This is a genomic window from Thalassoglobus polymorphus (assembly GCF_007744255.1).
Classification (GTDB): Bacteria; Planctomycetota; Planctomycetia; order Planctomycetales; family Planctomycetaceae; genus Thalassoglobus; species Thalassoglobus polymorphus.
The window spans coordinates 3,103,058-3,118,514 of record NZ_CP036267.1 but is presented as its reverse complement, the minus strand read 5'-3'; the positions used below and the strand labels follow the sequence as shown (position 1 = coordinate 3,118,514).

The window sequence follows — 15,457 nt, the reverse complement described above, 5'->3', positions numbered from 1 at the left end:
CTTGTCGGGTTGTGACTGTCGCCTGTAGGATAGAAGGTGTCTAAATGGTAGTATTCTACAAGAAATTCTTGCTAATTAGATCTCTCCTTCGCTGAAAAGAAGTCTCACCCACCTGCCGAACTTTCACATGAACGTTTTGAAGAGTGACCCTTGCGTGACAGGCTTGCCTCTAGTTTCGGCGAGTCGATCGATGTTTGCAACATGGTTTAAGATTGCAAGACGCTTCAAGTTTGCATCGCTGCTCAGGCTTGCAATGCCGCAAAGTGCAGGGCTGCGACTAGCAGGTCTGCCTGCAGTACTAGCAGTCGTCATGTTTTTGTTGTTTCCGGCAATCGCTTCAGCGGATGCAGTTGGGGATTACAATCTGGCTGTTCAATTTTACAAACAGCAACGCTGGAAAATGGCTGGCGAAGCTTGTGAAGAGTTTATTAACAAGTACCCGGAACACGTTCAGGTTCCGATGGCTCATTTGTACTGGGGGCAGTCGCTGGTTCATCTGTCTGAATTTGACGCAGCCAGAACACAGTTTCGAGCGTATCTCAGCAATCCCAAAGCGATCTCCGACCGTCCGTTGGCCATGTATCGTCTTGGTGAGTGCAGCTACTTCTTAGATGATGCCAAATCCGCTGAGCAGGAATTGACGCGATTCCTTAATGAACATGGAGACCACGAGTTGGCAGAATGGGCAATTGTCTATCTTGCGCATTCGCAGTTTCAACTCAATAAAACGAAAGAAGCAATTCGCTCCTTCGAAAAATCATTGAATGACTACAAAGATGGACATTTGAAGAGTGAGGCGGAGTACGGGTTGGCACGCGCATTAGAAGTCGACAGGCAATCGGAGAGGGCGGAGGCTCTCTATCGCAAAATCGCTGCCGATTCTGCAAACCCTCACGCTGGAGATGCTCAATTCCATTTTGCAGCATCGTTGTTTAGTCAGGGGAAGTACAAAGAAGCGGATCAGGCGTTTCTCGCACTCACAACCGCACAACCGAAACATCGACTGGTCCCTTTAGCATTTCTGAATGCTGGATATGCAGAGTATCAGTCCAGAGAGTTTCGAAATGCAATTCAGCGATTTGAAAAAGCGGCTGAGTCAGAAGATCAGTTGTTGACGGCACAGTATTGGGCCGCCCTGAGTTACAAATCGCTTGGTGAATATGCGCAGGCCTCAAAGATTTTCCAGGAGTCACTGTTAGCCGAGCCGAATCAGCCGCTGGCGGAAAATATTCACTTCCAACGTGGAGATGCCGAACTGCGTTTAGGAAATTACGAACTCGCTCTGCAACTCTTCGAGTCGGTTTACACGCAATGGGCAGAAGGAAAGTACTCCGATGATTCTGTGCATTCCGCTTGCGAAGCCGCATTTCAACTAGGCGATTTCAAAAAGGCAGAAGATCTCAATGAGCTCTTTCAATCCCGCTATGCCGATGGAGGGTTGAAGCAGGTTCAAGACCTGTTGTATGGACGAATTTTAATGGCTCGCGGAGATCAGCTTGAGGCCGCATCTCCTGAGAAGAAGGCTGTTTATCAGCAAGCCGAGGAGTTACTAAAAAGTGTCGTGGAGTCAACAAAAGTCGATGAGACAAGAAAACTCGCGCAGTTCCAATTGGCTCGTGCATACGAACGAGTAGGTGATGACGACACACTCATTGCCGTGCTCTCTTCGGTCATCGAGAATGAGCCCATGTCTCAATTGGATTTTGATGCTCTGCTTTTGAGAGCGAACGCGTATCTACGAAAGAAAGAATACGACAACGCCATTATCGACTACGAAGCATTCTTGAAGGATGCGACGCCGAGCAAACTTCTCCAAGATGGGTACACCGGACTCGTTGCAGCCCTGATTGCGAAGCAAGACTGGGAGAATGTCACCGCGAATCTTGACCGACTGAAAGAACACGATCCGCAATCAACCGAGCCTCATCGTTTAGGTCTGGCAGCTGGCGATGCTGCGTACGACGCCAAGTTGTGGCCGCAAGCAGAATCCTTCTTCCAGATCGCTACGTCTGAGAAGTCAGGCAACGAATATTACCTCGCTGGCCTTTCTGGTCTCGGACATGCACTCTATCAGCAAGAGAAGTTTGCGGAATCTGCTAAAGCGTTTGAGAAGCTGACCGAAGTGCAAAGTGATGATCTGAAGCTGGGGACGCATGCCTGGTACATGCTGGGAATGGCTCATCGTCAAGCCGGAGAAACCGAAGCTGCACTGACCGTCTATGAACACGCACTGGAAAAGTATCAAGCGAAAACGCAAGGTGCGGACCCCGAAGTCCTGCAAACAATCTACAGCTTAGCCAAGGGAGCCGCTCGTGTTTCTCGTGACCTGATGAAGAATGCCATCGCAGAAAACTACTACAATGTCGCCTTCGAACGGATCCAGGCACTTCCTGAGATCAAGAACGCTGAGCTGGATAAGCTGATCTATGAGTGGGCGGACATGCACTACAACGCCAAAGATTACGCCCGGGCGGATGAACTTTTCAATTTGCTAATCGAAGAAGCTCCCACGAGTGATTTAGTCGATGATGCCTCGCTGATTCTGGCAGAGAGCCTGAGATTCTCTGGCAAGCAAAATGAAGCTGAAACCGCGTTTCGAAAACTCGCCACGAACAAAACCGTTGACGACTTCGTCCGTCAGCGATCGCTTGTTCATCTCGTCGATCTCGACGCTGAAGCGGGAGAATGGGAGCAGGTTCTGGCTGACTGCAACACTTTGGAAACGGAATTCCCAGAGAATACTCATCGGCTCTACGTTCGCTATCGAACTGCTGAGTCTCTGCTGCACTTGTCGCGACCCGCTGATGCCGCTGCAATTCTCACAGAATTGATGACTCAACTCTCAGGTCAATCGAAAGAAGAAAAGCCGACCTGGTGGGAAGATGTCTGGCTATTAAAGGCAGAGAGCTTGCTGGAAGCCAAGGACTATCAAAATCTCACAAAGACCGTTGATGAGCTGAACACGCTTTCGCCTGATTCCAAACTGGCCCACCGGGGTGAACTTCTCGTCGGAAGGGCTCTCGAACAACAGGCGAAGTTTGTCGAAGCACGTGCAGCCTATACTCGGGCAATTGAACTGAAATCAGGAAAAGGGACCGAATCAGCTGCAGAAGCTCAGTTTCGTATTGCCGAATCCTTACTAAAAGAGAAGAATTACAAAGCTGCGCTGAAGGAGTTTTATCGAGTTTACGCAGCATACGACTCTCCTGAATACGAAGCAGCCGCACTCTATCAAGCAGCACGATGCGATGTTTCGCTGAAGAACTGGAAAGGTGCCGTGCAATCGTACAGGACGTTGATTACAGAATTCCCTGAAAGTCAGCACCTTGGAGAAGCGAAAAAGCAGCTAGCGGAGATCGAACAAGCATTTCCAGATTTGTAACACAAGCTGTGATGTTGATGCGCTCAAGCGATTCGCACAAGTCGTTATTCTGTAATGGCTTGTTCGATTCAGTGGGCCTAATCAGAGAGCGTCATCGCTGTGAATTCAAGCAATTTCAGGAGGCTTGCGGAGGTTTCAAACTCGAAGTCCTTCGCAAGTTCAATTGTTACTGAGCCATTGCGTTTCCATACTCGGCAAAAGGTGATTGAACCTGGCCGAAATGTACTCAGAATTAAAAGAGCCTCTCCATGATGGAGCCAATTCAAACGACTCTTCACCAAAAACTGCGCGCAGCAATGCCCGGAGCTTTACTGCTGTTTTGCTTCATGATTCCCGTCGCGGCTCAGGATGTGAATCTTTCAGATCAAAATATTCCTCTTGTCGGAGATTCCGCTGAAATCCCGGAATTCGACCCAAGTGCCGAGATTTTCGCCTCTGAGGATGAAGCTGCACCGGCCGAAAAAGTCGGTTTGCCGACCAATGTCATTGAAATTTTTCTGTCACTCGGATATTGGATTCTGCCGTTCGGGCTCGCCACTTTAATTGCAATTTGGTTTACGACCGAACGGGTGGTGGTATTACGCCGCGGAAGAGTCATTCCAAAACCGTTTGTGCAGCGATTCCTCAAGTTGCTTGAAGAGGGGGAATTGGAAAAAGATGAGGCCCTGCAAATTTGCGAAGACAATGGATCTCCCGTCGCTCATGTTTTTGCTCATGGTGTGCGAAAATGGGGGAAACCAAGTGTCGAAGTCGAGCAAGCGATCATCGATGGTGGAGAACGGCAAGTCAGTTCGCTTCGCCGGCATCTTCAGGTGATTAACGGTGTTGCCACAGTGACCCCGTTGATAGGTTTGCTGGGAACCGTTTGGGGGATGCTCAAATCGTTTAATCAAATCGCACTCGCAGGTGCAATGGGGAAAACAGAACAACTGGCATCCGGGATTGCACTCGCTTTGGTGACGACTGCAGCCGGTTTAATCGTCGCGATTCCATCGTTGATTGCGTATATGTATCTCTCCGGACGAGTCGATGCACTGGTGATGAAAATGGACGAACTTGCTCAAAAAGTTGTGCATAACATCTCAATTGAAGCTCTGTCAGATCGACAGCAGCGCCCACGAACGATCTCATCAGCTTCGAAAGGCTCCCAAAAATCAGCGGGGTAATTGATTTGCGTTTCTCAATCTTCAAAGAGTCACGCTCAAACGATTGACCATCGAGCCCAACTCGACTCCAATGTCTCAAGACATCGGAGTGTCTCATCGTGAAATCGCGACCGACTTCATAGACCGGAATTCCTTGGGGAACACAATGTTTGGACTGTTTGGCGGAAAAGACTGGAACGTGATCGCGGTCATTTTTGAACGTCGCGACCTGTACCAGGTAAGTGGCCAGCGCAGTAAAGGGAGTGGAGCAGAGAAAACCCGCGACGGTGCGAAGCGGCATCCGCGAACGGTTTACTGGGCGGTTTTCGATCAAAAAGGGAGCTACCTTGAAGGTGGCATCGGGGCAGGTGGGAATACCGTCCCGGGCGATGTCCTGAAGAAGCTTGGAAAAGAACTCGCAAAAAACCGAACGGTCCTCGAAGTTCTGAAGTCGCTGGAAACTAAAGAAACTGACAAACTTGCCAAACCACTTGTCTGGACAGGATATCCCCCTCGTCAAATGCATGGGCAAGATTGAACCTGGCTACGATGCCGTTTTCAAATTGTTGTTCGGGTTCAGCCTGGTGGATAGGTGTGATTTTCCTCACGAATTACACTCTTCACTGGCACAAAAAGCACGAAAGTGTTTTTAATCCATTTATTCGCCTCTCCTTTAATACAGCTCTGATTCCGGGGCTGATTTCTCAAAATGCAAATTGTTCATTACCCACATCCTGTACTCTCTTTCAAATCAGTCGATGTTCAACAAATCGATGGGACTTTACGAAAAGTCGTTCGTCGAATGTTTGACCTGATGTACGAAGCCAATGGAATCGGCTTAGCTGCCAATCAGGTTGGCTTACCATTCCGGTTCTTCCTGGTGAATCTTGCTGCCCGCCCGGACAGCCCCGATGAAGAGTTGGTTTTCATCAACCCCATCATCAAAAAGAAAAAGGGGAGTGAAATCGGCGAAGAAGGCTGCTTAAGCCTGCCTGGGCTTTATGGCGATGTCGACCGAGCTGAGGAAGTCACCATTGAAGCATTTGATCTCTCAGGGCAGGGATTTGCCATGGAACTTTCCGAACTTCCGGCCCGAGTCGTTCAACATGAATCCGATCATCTCGATGGAATCATGTTTACAGATCGGATGCTGGAACAAGGGCAAAGCGAGGATGTCGACATTGAGTTACTGAAGTTCAAAATGAATTTTAAGAACGCCCAAAACGAAAACCTCTTTGCGAACGATGATGAACTATTGAAGAACGTACAGAACATGGCAAAGTCTGGGAAAATCCCTGCCGATTTTCTGGAGATTCCAGTCCATAAAATGACCCCACCTCAACTCAATGACGAGTAAGAAGTCGGAAAAAAAGAAGACCAGCTGCACCGGATGTTTGGTGCAGCTGTTCTTTTTATTTGAACTGAGAACCACGCCTGCAAGTTGGCTTGGAAACTTGCATCTCGTGATTTAGAGCAGCTTGCTCTACCGTGTGCCCGTGAAGAACGCATTTTCCTAGTGAAAATGCTGTTCGTCACGAGGCAGATCCTGCAAACCAATTCGAAAGATGCTCTAGAGCATTTCCAACGCTTCTCTTGTCGGGCGAAGTACGTTTTCACAAGTCCATACGCTGATGCCACGAGACAGAACGTAAAGATCAGTTTGGGATCAGATCCTAGTAGTTTCTGGGGCGGGCTTTGCCTTGGACGCGGAGTGGAACTCCCAAGATTCGCAGGAAGCCTTCTGCGTCGTTTTGGCTGTAGTCTGCTTCGTCAGCTGCTTCCATGGATGCAATCGCTTCGTCGTAAAGAGAATTTGGTGAAGTCCGACCGACAATGCGGACGTTCCCTTTGTAGAGACCCAAGGTCACTTCACCTGTGACAGGCTGTTGAAGCTGATTGATGAAGGCCATGAGCGCATCCATTTTCGCACAGTACCAGAAGCCATTGTAAACCATCTCAGCGACTTCCGGGCTAAGGCGATCCCGGAAGTGGGCGGCGTCCCGGTCGACGGTGAGTTGCTCAAGAGCCTGATGAGCGGCGTACAAGCAGGTCATGCCCGGAGCTTCATAAACTCCCCGGCTTTTCATTCCAACGAATCGATTCTCGACGATGTCGATACGTCCGACACCATTTTCACCACCAAGCTGATTGAGAGCCTTTACGATTTCAGCCGCCCCCATGGTTGTCCCGTTGACGCTTGTAGGGACTCCTGATTCGAAGCCAATTTTCACAAGAGCTTCCTGATCGGGAGCCTCCTGTGGAGAGACTGTCATTCCGAAATCGATGATCGGGATTCCATCAACATTCGGGTCTTCGAGGTCGCCAGCTTCGTAGCTGATGTGTAGGCAGTTCTCATCGGATGAGTAAGGCTTTGAAGCGGTCGCCTTGACGGGGATGTTTTTTTCTTCGCAGTATTCCAGCATCTCTGAGCGGCCAGGGAAAAGCTCACGAAATTCATCCATTCGCCACGGAGCAATGACCTTGACTTTCGGGTCGAGTGCCTCAGCGGCCAGTTGGAATCGACATTGATCGTTTCCTTTGCCGGTCGCTCCGTGAACATAAGCAACGGCGCCGACTTCACGTGCTCGCTGCAAAACGATTTTCGAAATCAATGGACGAGCAATCGATGTCCCAAGGAGGTAGATGTTTTCGTATTTCGCTTGCCACTGCAGAACAGGAAACGCGAAATCGCGGCACAATTCTTCTTGAACATCGATAGCGATCGAGGTTTTGGCACCAATGTCGAGGGCCTTCTGCAAGATCGCTTCGATGTCTTCACATGGTTGTCCAAGGTCGACGTATAAGCAGTGGACGTCATATCCCTTGTCCATGAGCCAACCGACCAGGACCGAAGTGTCTAACCCACCGCTATATGCCAAAACAACTGAATCTGCCATCGTTCTTTACACTTTCTGAGTCAGAGACTCGCTCGCACTGACGATTGTTTCTGTCGCATTTCGTTTTATTTCAGACAAATTCCCCACGAAAGAGGTTCATTGACTGAAGTGGTTAAGCTGAGCATCGTCTCATTCCCGGCATGGAACATCAATACTCGGCCAAGTTTGAGGTTCATTTTTTCTCTGCTGGGAATGTCAGGCGATTGGTGACCTTACGTCAGACCGCTGCAAACAGGGCAGTCAGGCTGCTTTTGGATCGGTAATTTTTTGAATTCCATACGACGGAGGTTGGCCCACAGCATCTCTCCTTGAAGAGTTTCTCCGACGCCGGTGAAATACTTAATCACCTCAACCGCAGCCATCGCAGCGATCGTTCCGGAAACTGCCCCAAAGACTGGAAATTCCCGTTTCCAGTGTGGAGGATCTTCCGGATAAATGCAGGCCAGGCAGGGTGTTTTCCCCGGGATGATCGTTGTTAACTGGGCGTCGAAATCGAACATTGCACTTTCAACGAGCGGCTTCTTTTGCTCAACGCAGGCCCGATTCATGGCAAATCGTTCAGAGAACAATGGAGCCGCATCGACGACCAGGTCGACCTGCTCCACAAGAGAGTCGACGTTCTCTTCATTGATGTTCTCGCTCACAGTGCAGATTTCGACGTTCGGATTTAATTCTCGAAGGCGTTTTGGTGCCGATTCGCTTCGAGGTCGCCCAAGCCAGTCTGTCGTCATCAGGAGTTGGCGGTTTAAGTCACTCGGCTTCACGTTTCCGCCGTGTGCGAGTACCAGTTTCCCGATACCGGCTGCAGCGAGGTAATATGCGACCGTTCCTCCGACACCTCCCAGGCGAGATACGAGAACACTCGCAGACTTCAGCTTCTCTTGCCCGGCTTCACCGATGTCAGGCGTCCAGATTTGCCATTCGTACCGTGCTTTTTCTTCGTCTGTAAGATGCTGCTGAGTGGCTGACATAGTCTTGATTTCACGTTTTCGTGTTTGCGAGGCGTTATTCATTTGCCCCAACCATCATATTTTGAAGCAAATTGAAACTGGCTCACCCTCCGGCGATCGGGGGCAGGATTGAGAGAGTGTCAGTTTCTTTCAAAATTGGATCACTGAAACGATCTGCGGAGACCGGTTGGTTATTAATGAAAACCAATAGACTTCGTTGCGGAAGTCCTGCGGCATCGACCAGCCGATTGGCGAGATCCTCTGACGCCGAAGCTGCTAATGCAGAAAAGGCGTTTTGAATAGATCCCGGATCATCAAGCTCGACAATTGTTGAGTCGGTGCCTGCCGCTTGACGGAGCTGTGCTTCAAAAAAAACTTGAATTTTCATTCGGACAGTACCTTGATCTTCGCGGATCAGTCGAGGCTCCGCGAATGCCTACTCTTCGCTGTGGCTGATGGATCGAGTCGTCATGGCGAATTCGATTTTGACCAGATTGAAAAGTGGCACCATTTTCTGGCGTGTTCTGGAATCCAATGAGACGCTGTGATTGATTGATTGAAAGAAGATTCACTCAAAACTTCAACCGTCGTTGAATGAATGTCGACGATTGTTTGCGAAGTTTTAGTGCCCGCTACAGTGCAGGTTTCAATTGTTCACGCACTCTCGCCTCATGAAACAGAAGGTTGTTTGAAGTCGTAACTCTCTTCATTTCAATTGGTTACGATCTTGTTGTGTGGTGTGTGTCGTTAGTCCCGCCTGTTCTGGGGCGATGATTGATTGTTCTCGTGGGGCGAGAAATGGTTCGAATTTTTGCTCTTTTTATGAAAGGCGGTTTTTTCTGAGAAAACGTGTCACATGCTTTTTGATTCTCCGCTGAGAGTTTTACCGGCCAACAGGGCCAACAACAAAATCTCAAAACAACAGACCGGAGAATGAAGATGTTTCGCTCAACCCTCAACTGCCTGTTCACTGTGACTGTTTTCGCTGGTTTCTTCGCTGAAGCATCTATGGCTGACTCAAGATCCAACTCAGGCCGTAGCAACTCATCATTCAACCGCTCATCATCATCTTCCCGCAGCAGTTTCGGTCAGCGTAGTTCAGGTGGCTCGTCTTCATCACGATACAAAAATTTCTCCGGGAACCGATCAAGCTCATCGAATCGGAGTTTCAACGGCAATCATCATGGAAGCAGCCACCATGGGAGCAATCACGGCGGGCATTTCAACTCTCATCACAAATTGAATAATCACCATGGAGGACACTTCAATTCACACCACAACAACCGTCATTTTGGAGGGCATCACTTCGGTGGTCATTACAACAACCATCACAACTCGCACCACAATTCACACGGACATTTCAAAAGCCACAACAATCATCATGGCGGGCATCATGGTGGGCATCACAAAAGTGGACACAGCAATCGTTACTAGAGGCAGTCTCAAAAGTTGTGCATCAATCGCGGGGTATAGCATGGGGAAAGGATGGAATCGGTCGAATCAAGCATTTTGAGAGTCGTGTTCCTGAGAATGCTGGCGAATCGAAAATCAAGGACATTGAATCTCAGGGCATCTCCTGCAAAAATACCGCCCCGCGTTTCAACGAATCAACTCAACCTGATGGAATCAGAAAATGCCTCTTAAAGAAGCAACCTTGCAACGTCAACTCGAAGTCGCTCAAAAGGAACGAGCAGCTATCGAATCTCAGTTCGAAGGATTAGAGCCCAAAAAACAACCAATGTGGCGCAAAGCAAACGCCACTGTTGAAAACATTGAGCTGAGGCTTTCTAAAGCAAAAAGCCGAAGTGCAAATACCTCAGAGGATGATTCTTAAGCTGCTGCTGACGAATCCTAAGTGATTATTGTGTATCAGGAGTTTACGATCCGTCAGGCGGGACAGTTGTCCCGTCTGGATCGCTAGAGCATCTTTCAAGTTGGTTTGCAGGATCTGCCTCGTGGCGAAGAGCATTTTTACTAGAACCGGTCCGGAAACTACTGGAATGGTCGCTTTCCTCAACGTTTGAGAGAGCCGTTTCAAGCTTCAGGATCAATTCTAGAAAATTGCGTTCTTCACGGACACACGGTAGAGCAGACTGCTCTAGAAGCTGCGGTTTCACGCGACGATGGTTTCGATCGCGAATTTTCTGGTCCTTCTGTATCTGCTGTTCGCCTGAATGTTCGCCTGAATGCCCTGAAAAGCATTGACAGTTTTTCTCTCGCGGTTGAGAGCCTGCCAAGGCATTGACAACTTTCATCGTGGAGATGAACTGGCATCCATCAGGCTGTATCAGCGGTCGAAATTCAGTGAATCGTACAGATTCCAGAAGACTGGTCCGCATCTTGAAGAGACTCCCGGGAATTCACGGAGAAGCTTTGATGAAGTTCTGTTCCTTCGCCAGTCTTGTTCTGTTCTGGAATATAGGGATTACTCAAACGTTATCTGCCACATTGCCAGATCCTATAAATGACTGGCCATGGTGGCGTGGGCCAAATTTCAACGGCGTGGCAGCTGAACACCAATCGCCACCGACCCAGTTCGATGAACAGAAGAATGTCGTCTGGCGAACTGCCGTTCCCGGCCGTGGCCATGCGTCACCAGTGGTTGTGGGAGACCAAATTTTTCTCGCTACTGCGGATGAGCAAAGTGAGATGCAAGGCGTGGTTTGCTTTAACCGCACAACTGGTAAACAGGAGTGGATCACTCCTGTGCATCAAGGGAATCTTCCATCGGGGGTTCACAAGAAGAATACCCATGCCTCGGGAACAGTCGCCTGTAACGGCAAGCATCTTTACGTTGTCTTTTATAACGAAGATCAAATTAAGGTGAGCTGCCTGACTGTTGGCGGGGATCTTGTCTGGACCGAATCGGCAGGCCCATTCGATCCAGAAAAATACAAATTTGGTTATGGCTCATCACCTCTGCTTTATGGTGAAAGTGTCATTGTGATTGGAGAAGCTGACAGCGGCGGTTTCCTCGTTGCTTTCTCCCAGCGTGATGGCTCGAAACTGTGGACGACACCGAGAGTTGCACATGCCAGCTACTCGTCTCCGATCGTTGGAAACATAGCCGGGAAAGAGCAACTTCTGTTGAGTGGGCACTCCGAAGTCATCAGCTACGACCCGAAATCGGGTGAGGAATTCTGGTCAGCTCCCGGTGCGACTCTGGCGACCTGTGGAACGATGGTTTGGAATGGAGACCTTGTTTTTGCCAGCGGAGGTTTTCCAAACTCTGAAACTGTTGCCATCAAGGCGGACGGCTCAGGGACGGTTGTCTGGAAGAACAAACAGAAATGTTATGAGCAATCAATGCTCGCCTACGATGGTTATCTGTACGCTCATACGGATGCAGGAGTCGGTTTTTGCTGGAGATGTTCCGACGGAAAGGAGATGTGGAAAACCCGTTTGGGAGGTCCAGTCAGTTCTTCAATCACGATGGCTGGAGGACACCTCTATACAGCGACTGAGTCGGGGGAAATTATTGTCTACAAACTTAATCCGGAGAAGTACGAAGAAGTTGCTCGTACGAGTTTGGGAACAGAACTGTTTGCGACACCAACCGTTGCAGGCAACCGGATTTTCTATCGTGTCGCCGAGAATGGACCTGAAGGGCGTCAAGAATATCTTTACTGCATTGGTGAAAAGTAAGCTGAAAAGAATGCCCGAGAGGAGTGGCGGGAAATTCGAGAAGTCCGAACTCCGGACAACTCATGTGGTTCTCTTCGGTACGGACAGTGGCAATGGTTTTTCCGGGATGTGATAAGGCAGTTTGACTGCCGGTGTGATCATCAGTTGTCTCAGAATGTATGAAAAAGCCGCGTTCTCAAAGTTTGAGAACGCGGCTTATATTGTGGATTCTTCAAGTGAACGATCCGAAGACTATTTCGGTAAGCGTCCGTGTTCAACCTGCGGGAATGATCCGGTGAGTGCCTCCATGAAGGCAACGAGATCTTTCTTTTCTTGATCTTTCAAGTTGAGCTTGACGATTTTATCACTGAGGTTTTTGTTTGGATTTCCACCTTTGTTGTAGTGCTCGACAACTTCCATCAATGTTTTCTGGCTGCCGTCGTGCATGTATGGTGGAGAGAGAGCGACGTTTCGAACGGTGGGGGTTTTGAAAGCTCCCCAATCTTTCTCGTCTTTTGTCACGACGTACCGACCGAGGTCTGGCTCTTCTGCATCAATCCCAACGCCGAGGTTGTGATACTTTTCGTCGGTGAGATTTGCTCCAACATGGCAGGCGGCACAGTTCACACGTTCGCTGAAGAAGAGCTTTTGACCGCGTAGAGCACTCTCGCTCATTGGCAGTTCTTGAGTTCCCTTTTTAATTGCCTCGTACTGAGCGGCGATCGTTTCGTCATCTTCAAGCAAATCTTTAAGGTCGTCCTGGTCAATTTTTTGATATTGAGCCATCGCTTCACTGAAGTCGTACGCGGAAGGGCCGGTGACAATGGCTCGCTCAAATGTTGCAAGTGCTTTGGCGACGTTGTCGATGTTGAGACCGTCTTTGCCGAAGACTGCAGCGAATTGAATTTTGTAGCCAGGAATCTCCTTCAGGGCTGCAACACAGGCATCGTGGCTGTTTCCCATTTCAATGGGATTTGCAATCGGGCCGACTGCCTGCTCTTCGAGTGTCAGTGCGCGACCATCCCAGAATTGCAGATCGGAAAGGATTCGGTTGTAACTGATCGGAGAGTTTCGGTTTCCTTCCTGACCTTGAACACCGACCCCAAACCGCGTGGTGTGGGAGTATCCCTGATCAGGGTGGTGGCAGGAGGCACAACTAATTGTTGAATCAGAAGAGAGGCGTGGATCAAAATAGAGTTGTCGACCAAGCTCGATCTTCGCTTGAGTCATTGGAGTTTCGTCAATCCCTTTGATTTGCGAAGCACCTGCAGCAAGCCCAAGTGGAAGGACTGGGCGAATCACTCGATGCACTTCTGGATTCTTGAGCCAGGCACGAATGTCTTTAGGAGTCAGATTTCCCTCTCCTGGAATCCCTTGCAGAAGATCTCCTTCACCAAGCAGCACTTCTTTGGGGCCGAGTTCTTTGGCTTTCTTCTTAGCATCCCGGATTGTTTCTTGACCAAACGATGGTGTCGCAACCATCGAGCTGATCAGCAACCCAAAGAGTGTGGGGATTAAAAGTGTTTTCTTCATCAGTAAAGATCCTCAAAGCTTAGAACTGATCCGAAAACCAGGATGTGGTTTCTCAAACACTGAGAAATACCTTCGTCATAAAGTTTCCGGAGATGTACTCAAAACGCAAATAAGACTTTCAACCGCACCGCATTTGCGGACGGGACACAGACCACTATTCGGATGAATCTACCAGATTGATTATATCGAAGTCAGACAATCCTTCCACAGTACTGCTCTAGAGGCAGTTCGCTCTACCGTGTGCCCGTGAAGAACGCATTTTTCTAGAACTGATCCTGAAACTTGAAATTTCTCTCTCAATCATTGAGAAAAAGCAACTACTCCAGAGGTTTTCGGACTGGTATTAACAAAAAAGCCGGAGTGCAAGACTCCGGCTTTTAAGAATCAGTTTGAATGCACGCTACTATTCTGCTTGCATTTTTTTGCAGATAGCTTCCGCCATCTCTTGAGTTCCAACAGCTGTTGGATCGGTGCGGGTAGGCTTCATGTCGTAAGTGACATCTTTGCCTTCTTCGATGACTGCAGCGATAGCACGGTCCAGTTTTGCGGCAGCTTCTCGCTCACCAAGATGGTCGAGCAACATTTTTCCGGAGAGGATCAAGGCAACCGGATTCACTTTGTTTTGCCCCTTGTACTTTGGAGCACTTCCGTGAGTTGCTTCGAAGATAGCTGCTTCAGTTCCGATATTTGCTCCGGGAGCAACACCGAGTCCGCCGACGAGCCCAGCACACAGGTCGCTGAGGATATCGCCGTAGAGGTTCTGGGTGACCATAACGTCGTATTGTTCAGGCTTTTGAACGAGTTGCATGCACATGTTGTCAATGAGACGTTCCATGTAAGTCAGATTGGAAGCATCACCGACTTTGCCAACAAGTTCAGCATCTGGGGAGATCCCTTCAGCGAGGTCTTCCCATTCAAACTTTGCTCCGTACGCCAGGGCGACAGCACGTGTTTCGTCGTACCACAAGCCATCAGTATACTTCATGATGTTGGCTTTGCAGATTGACGTCACTGACTTGCGTTCCTGTTTGACAGCGTAGTCAAATGCAAAGTCTGCAATGCGTCGAGTTCCTTCGTAGGAAATCGGCTTAATACTCACGCCAGTTGTTTGAGGCGTCGTATTGATTTTCCGCTCGGCGGAGAACTCATTGATTGTCTTGATCAGTTCAGCAGTTTGCTCTGCTCCTGCTTGAAATTCCACTCCGGCGTAGAGATCTTCAGTGTTTTCCCGGATGAGAACCATGTCGAGATCGACATGTTCGTAGTAAGTTCTGACACCTTTATAGGTTTTGCAGGGGCGGACACAGGCGTACAAACCCAGTTCCTGTCGCAGAAAGACGTTCACGCTGCGAAAACCTTTTCCGATGGGTGTCGTGATCGGGGCTTTCAGTGCGATTCCATTTTTGCGGATGGAGTCCATCACGTGATCCGGCACGGAGCCTTCTTTTTCAATGACCTCGATCCCGCACTCCTGGAGGTCCCAGTCGATTTTGACTCCGGTAGCGTCGATACACTTTTTTGTGGCTTCGGTGATTTCTGGACCAACGCCATCACCAGGGATTAAGGTCACGTTGTACATGGGTTTGTTCTTCTCTCAGCAAGTTCCGAAAAGGTCGTTGATTCGCAATTCAATGCGTTCAATCTTCAATTCGCCTGCCGCTTTCAGGCTGCTCTCAAGAAGAAAAGCTATCGCTGACAGGCTGACAGACTGAATCCAGTGTGGACGGTATCAGAACAAGATGGGTGATTCAAGCACTGTAAAACCTGTTCATTTCCAGATCGAAGAGTCCCAAATCTGGCAATATTATTGGGAGTGAAATCACCGGGACTGAATCAGGTCGCATCAGCGGTTGCTGTTGCGATGTTTGTCTCTTGAATTCAATATCTGGCATGGGACATGGGATATCTGGCATGGAGCGACATGCG

13 protein-coding genes are annotated in these 15,457 nt (G+C 49.1%); 7 read left to right on the top strand and 6 right to left on the bottom strand.

What is annotated here, in order from left to right:
* The first annotated feature begins 310 nt into the window (after positions 1-310).
* The 4 genes from Mal48_RS11225 to def all read left to right on the top strand — a co-directional run bounded on the left by Mal48_RS11225 (position 311) and on the right by def (position 5,884).
* Positions 311-3,382: a tetratricopeptide repeat protein gene (locus Mal48_RS11225; protein WP_197442263.1), complete on the top strand. Its 3,072-nt coding sequence runs from the start codon at positions 311-313 to the stop codon at positions 3,380-3,382.
* 248 nt (positions 3,383-3,630) lie between these two features.
* Positions 3,631-4,548 (top strand): MotA/TolQ/ExbB proton channel family protein, encoded by a 918-nt coding sequence (locus Mal48_RS11220; RefSeq protein WP_231739996.1) that lies wholly within the window; start codon positions 3,631-3,633, stop codon positions 4,546-4,548.
* A 70-nt stretch (positions 4,549-4,618) separates the two neighbouring features.
* Positions 4,619-5,065 (top strand): hypothetical protein, encoded by a 447-nt coding sequence (locus Mal48_RS11215; protein ID WP_145199077.1) that lies wholly within the window; start codon positions 4,619-4,621, stop codon positions 5,063-5,065.
* A 171-nt stretch (positions 5,066-5,236) separates the two neighbouring features.
* Entirely contained in the window at positions 5,237-5,884 is a 648-nt protein-coding gene (gene def, locus Mal48_RS11210) for a peptide deformylase (protein ID WP_145199074.1), read from the top strand.
* A 316-nt stretch (positions 5,885-6,200) separates the two neighbouring features.
* Here the strand turns inward: def and Mal48_RS11205 are convergent, their stop codons facing one another.
* From Mal48_RS11205 to Mal48_RS11195, 3 genes are all read right to left on the bottom strand, one after another.
* Positions 6,201-7,424 carry an argininosuccinate synthase gene (locus Mal48_RS11205; protein ID WP_145199071.1) on the bottom strand — a complete coding sequence of 408 codons (1,224 nt, stop codon included), beginning with the start codon at positions 7,422-7,424 and terminating at the stop codon, positions 6,201-6,203.
* A 212-nt stretch (positions 7,425-7,636) separates the two neighbouring features.
* Positions 7,637-8,395: a HesA/MoeB/ThiF family protein gene (locus Mal48_RS11200; RefSeq protein ID WP_145199068.1), complete on the bottom strand. Its 759-nt coding sequence runs from the start codon at positions 8,393-8,395 to the stop codon at positions 7,637-7,639.
* 82 nt (positions 8,396-8,477) lie between these two features.
* Positions 8,478-8,762 carry a MoaD/ThiS family protein gene (locus Mal48_RS11195; protein WP_145199064.1) on the bottom strand — a complete coding sequence of 95 codons (285 nt, stop codon included), beginning with the start codon at positions 8,760-8,762 and terminating at the stop codon, positions 8,478-8,480.
* 864 nt (positions 8,763-9,626) lie between these two features.
* Here Mal48_RS11195 and Mal48_RS11190 point away from each other — a divergent pair.
* Both Mal48_RS11190 and Mal48_RS11185 read left to right on the top strand, forming a co-directional pair.
* Positions 9,627-9,887: a hypothetical protein gene (locus tag Mal48_RS11190; RefSeq protein WP_145199061.1), complete on the top strand. Its 261-nt coding sequence runs from the start codon at positions 9,627-9,629 to the stop codon at positions 9,885-9,887.
* Between the two features lie 120 nt (positions 9,888-10,007).
* The gene (locus Mal48_RS11185; protein ID WP_145199058.1) at positions 10,008-10,208 is read left to right on the top strand and encodes a hypothetical protein; all 201 of its coding nucleotides are present in this window, start codon (positions 10,008-10,010) and stop codon (positions 10,206-10,208) included.
* Between the two features lie 43 nt (positions 10,209-10,251).
* On the opposite strand, the gene Mal48_RS11180 is transcribed toward Mal48_RS11185, so the two are convergent.
* Positions 10,252-10,713: a hypothetical protein gene (locus tag Mal48_RS11180; RefSeq protein WP_145199054.1), complete on the bottom strand. Its 462-nt coding sequence runs from the start codon at positions 10,711-10,713 to the stop codon at positions 10,252-10,254.
* Between the two features lie 37 nt (positions 10,714-10,750).
* Here Mal48_RS11180 and Mal48_RS11175 point away from each other — a divergent pair, with 37 nt between their 5' ends.
* Positions 10,751-12,019 carry an outer membrane protein assembly factor BamB family protein gene (locus Mal48_RS11175; RefSeq protein WP_145199051.1) on the top strand — a complete coding sequence of 423 codons (1,269 nt, stop codon included), beginning with the start codon at positions 10,751-10,753 and terminating at the stop codon, positions 12,017-12,019.
* Positions 12,020-12,250: 231 nt separating this feature from the next.
* Here the strand turns inward: Mal48_RS11175 and Mal48_RS11170 are convergent, their stop codons facing one another.
* The gene (locus Mal48_RS11170) at positions 12,251-13,531 is read right to left on the bottom strand and encodes a cytochrome-c peroxidase (RefSeq protein WP_231739995.1); all 1,281 of its coding nucleotides are present in this window, start codon (positions 13,529-13,531) and stop codon (positions 12,251-12,253) included.
* Between the two features lie 403 nt (positions 13,532-13,934).
* Complete coding sequence (locus Mal48_RS11165) at positions 13,935-15,110, bottom strand: isocitrate/isopropylmalate dehydrogenase family protein (RefSeq protein ID WP_145199048.1); 1,176 nt, start codon at positions 15,108-15,110, stop codon at positions 13,935-13,937.
* Between the last annotated feature and the right edge of the window lie 347 nt (positions 15,111-15,457).

Coding starts and splice junctions, on each gene's coding strand:
- Mal48_RS11190 (WP_145199061.1), top strand. CDS start 9,627: ATGGAGGACACTTCAATTCACACCACAACAACCGTCATTTTGGAGGGC.
- Mal48_RS11165 (WP_145199048.1), bottom strand. CDS start 15,110: ATGTACAACGTGACCTTAATCCCTGGTGATGGCGTTGGTCCAGAAATC.
- def (WP_145199074.1), top strand. CDS start 5,237: ATGCAAATTGTTCATTACCCACATCCTGTACTCTCTTTCAAATCAGTC.
- Mal48_RS11185 (WP_145199058.1), top strand. CDS start 10,008: ATGCCTCTTAAAGAAGCAACCTTGCAACGTCAACTCGAAGTCGCTCAA.
- Mal48_RS11215 (WP_145199077.1), top strand. CDS start 4,619: ATGTCTCAAGACATCGGAGTGTCTCATCGTGAAATCGCGACCGACTTC.
- Mal48_RS11200 (WP_145199068.1), bottom strand. CDS start 8,395: ATGTCAGCCACTCAGCAGCATCTTACAGACGAAGAAAAAGCACGGTAC.
- Mal48_RS11170 (WP_231739995.1), bottom strand. CDS start 13,531: ATGAAGAAAACACTTTTAATCCCCACACTCTTTGGGTTGCTGATCAGC.
- Mal48_RS11225 (WP_197442263.1), top strand. CDS start 311: ATGTTTTTGTTGTTTCCGGCAATCGCTTCAGCGGATGCAGTTGGGGAT.
- Mal48_RS11175 (WP_145199051.1), top strand. CDS start 10,751: ATGAAGTTCTGTTCCTTCGCCAGTCTTGTTCTGTTCTGGAATATAGGG.
- Mal48_RS11180 (WP_145199054.1), bottom strand. CDS start 10,713: ATGCGGACCAGTCTTCTGGAATCTGTACGATTCACTGAATTTCGACCG.
- Mal48_RS11220 (WP_231739996.1), top strand. CDS start 3,631: ATGATGGAGCCAATTCAAACGACTCTTCACCAAAAACTGCGCGCAGCA.
- Mal48_RS11205 (WP_145199071.1), bottom strand. CDS start 7,424: ATGGCAGATTCAGTTGTTTTGGCATATAGCGGTGGGTTAGACACTTCG.
- Mal48_RS11195 (WP_145199064.1), bottom strand. CDS start 8,762: ATGAAAATTCAAGTTTTTTTTGAAGCACAGCTCCGTCAAGCGGCAGGC.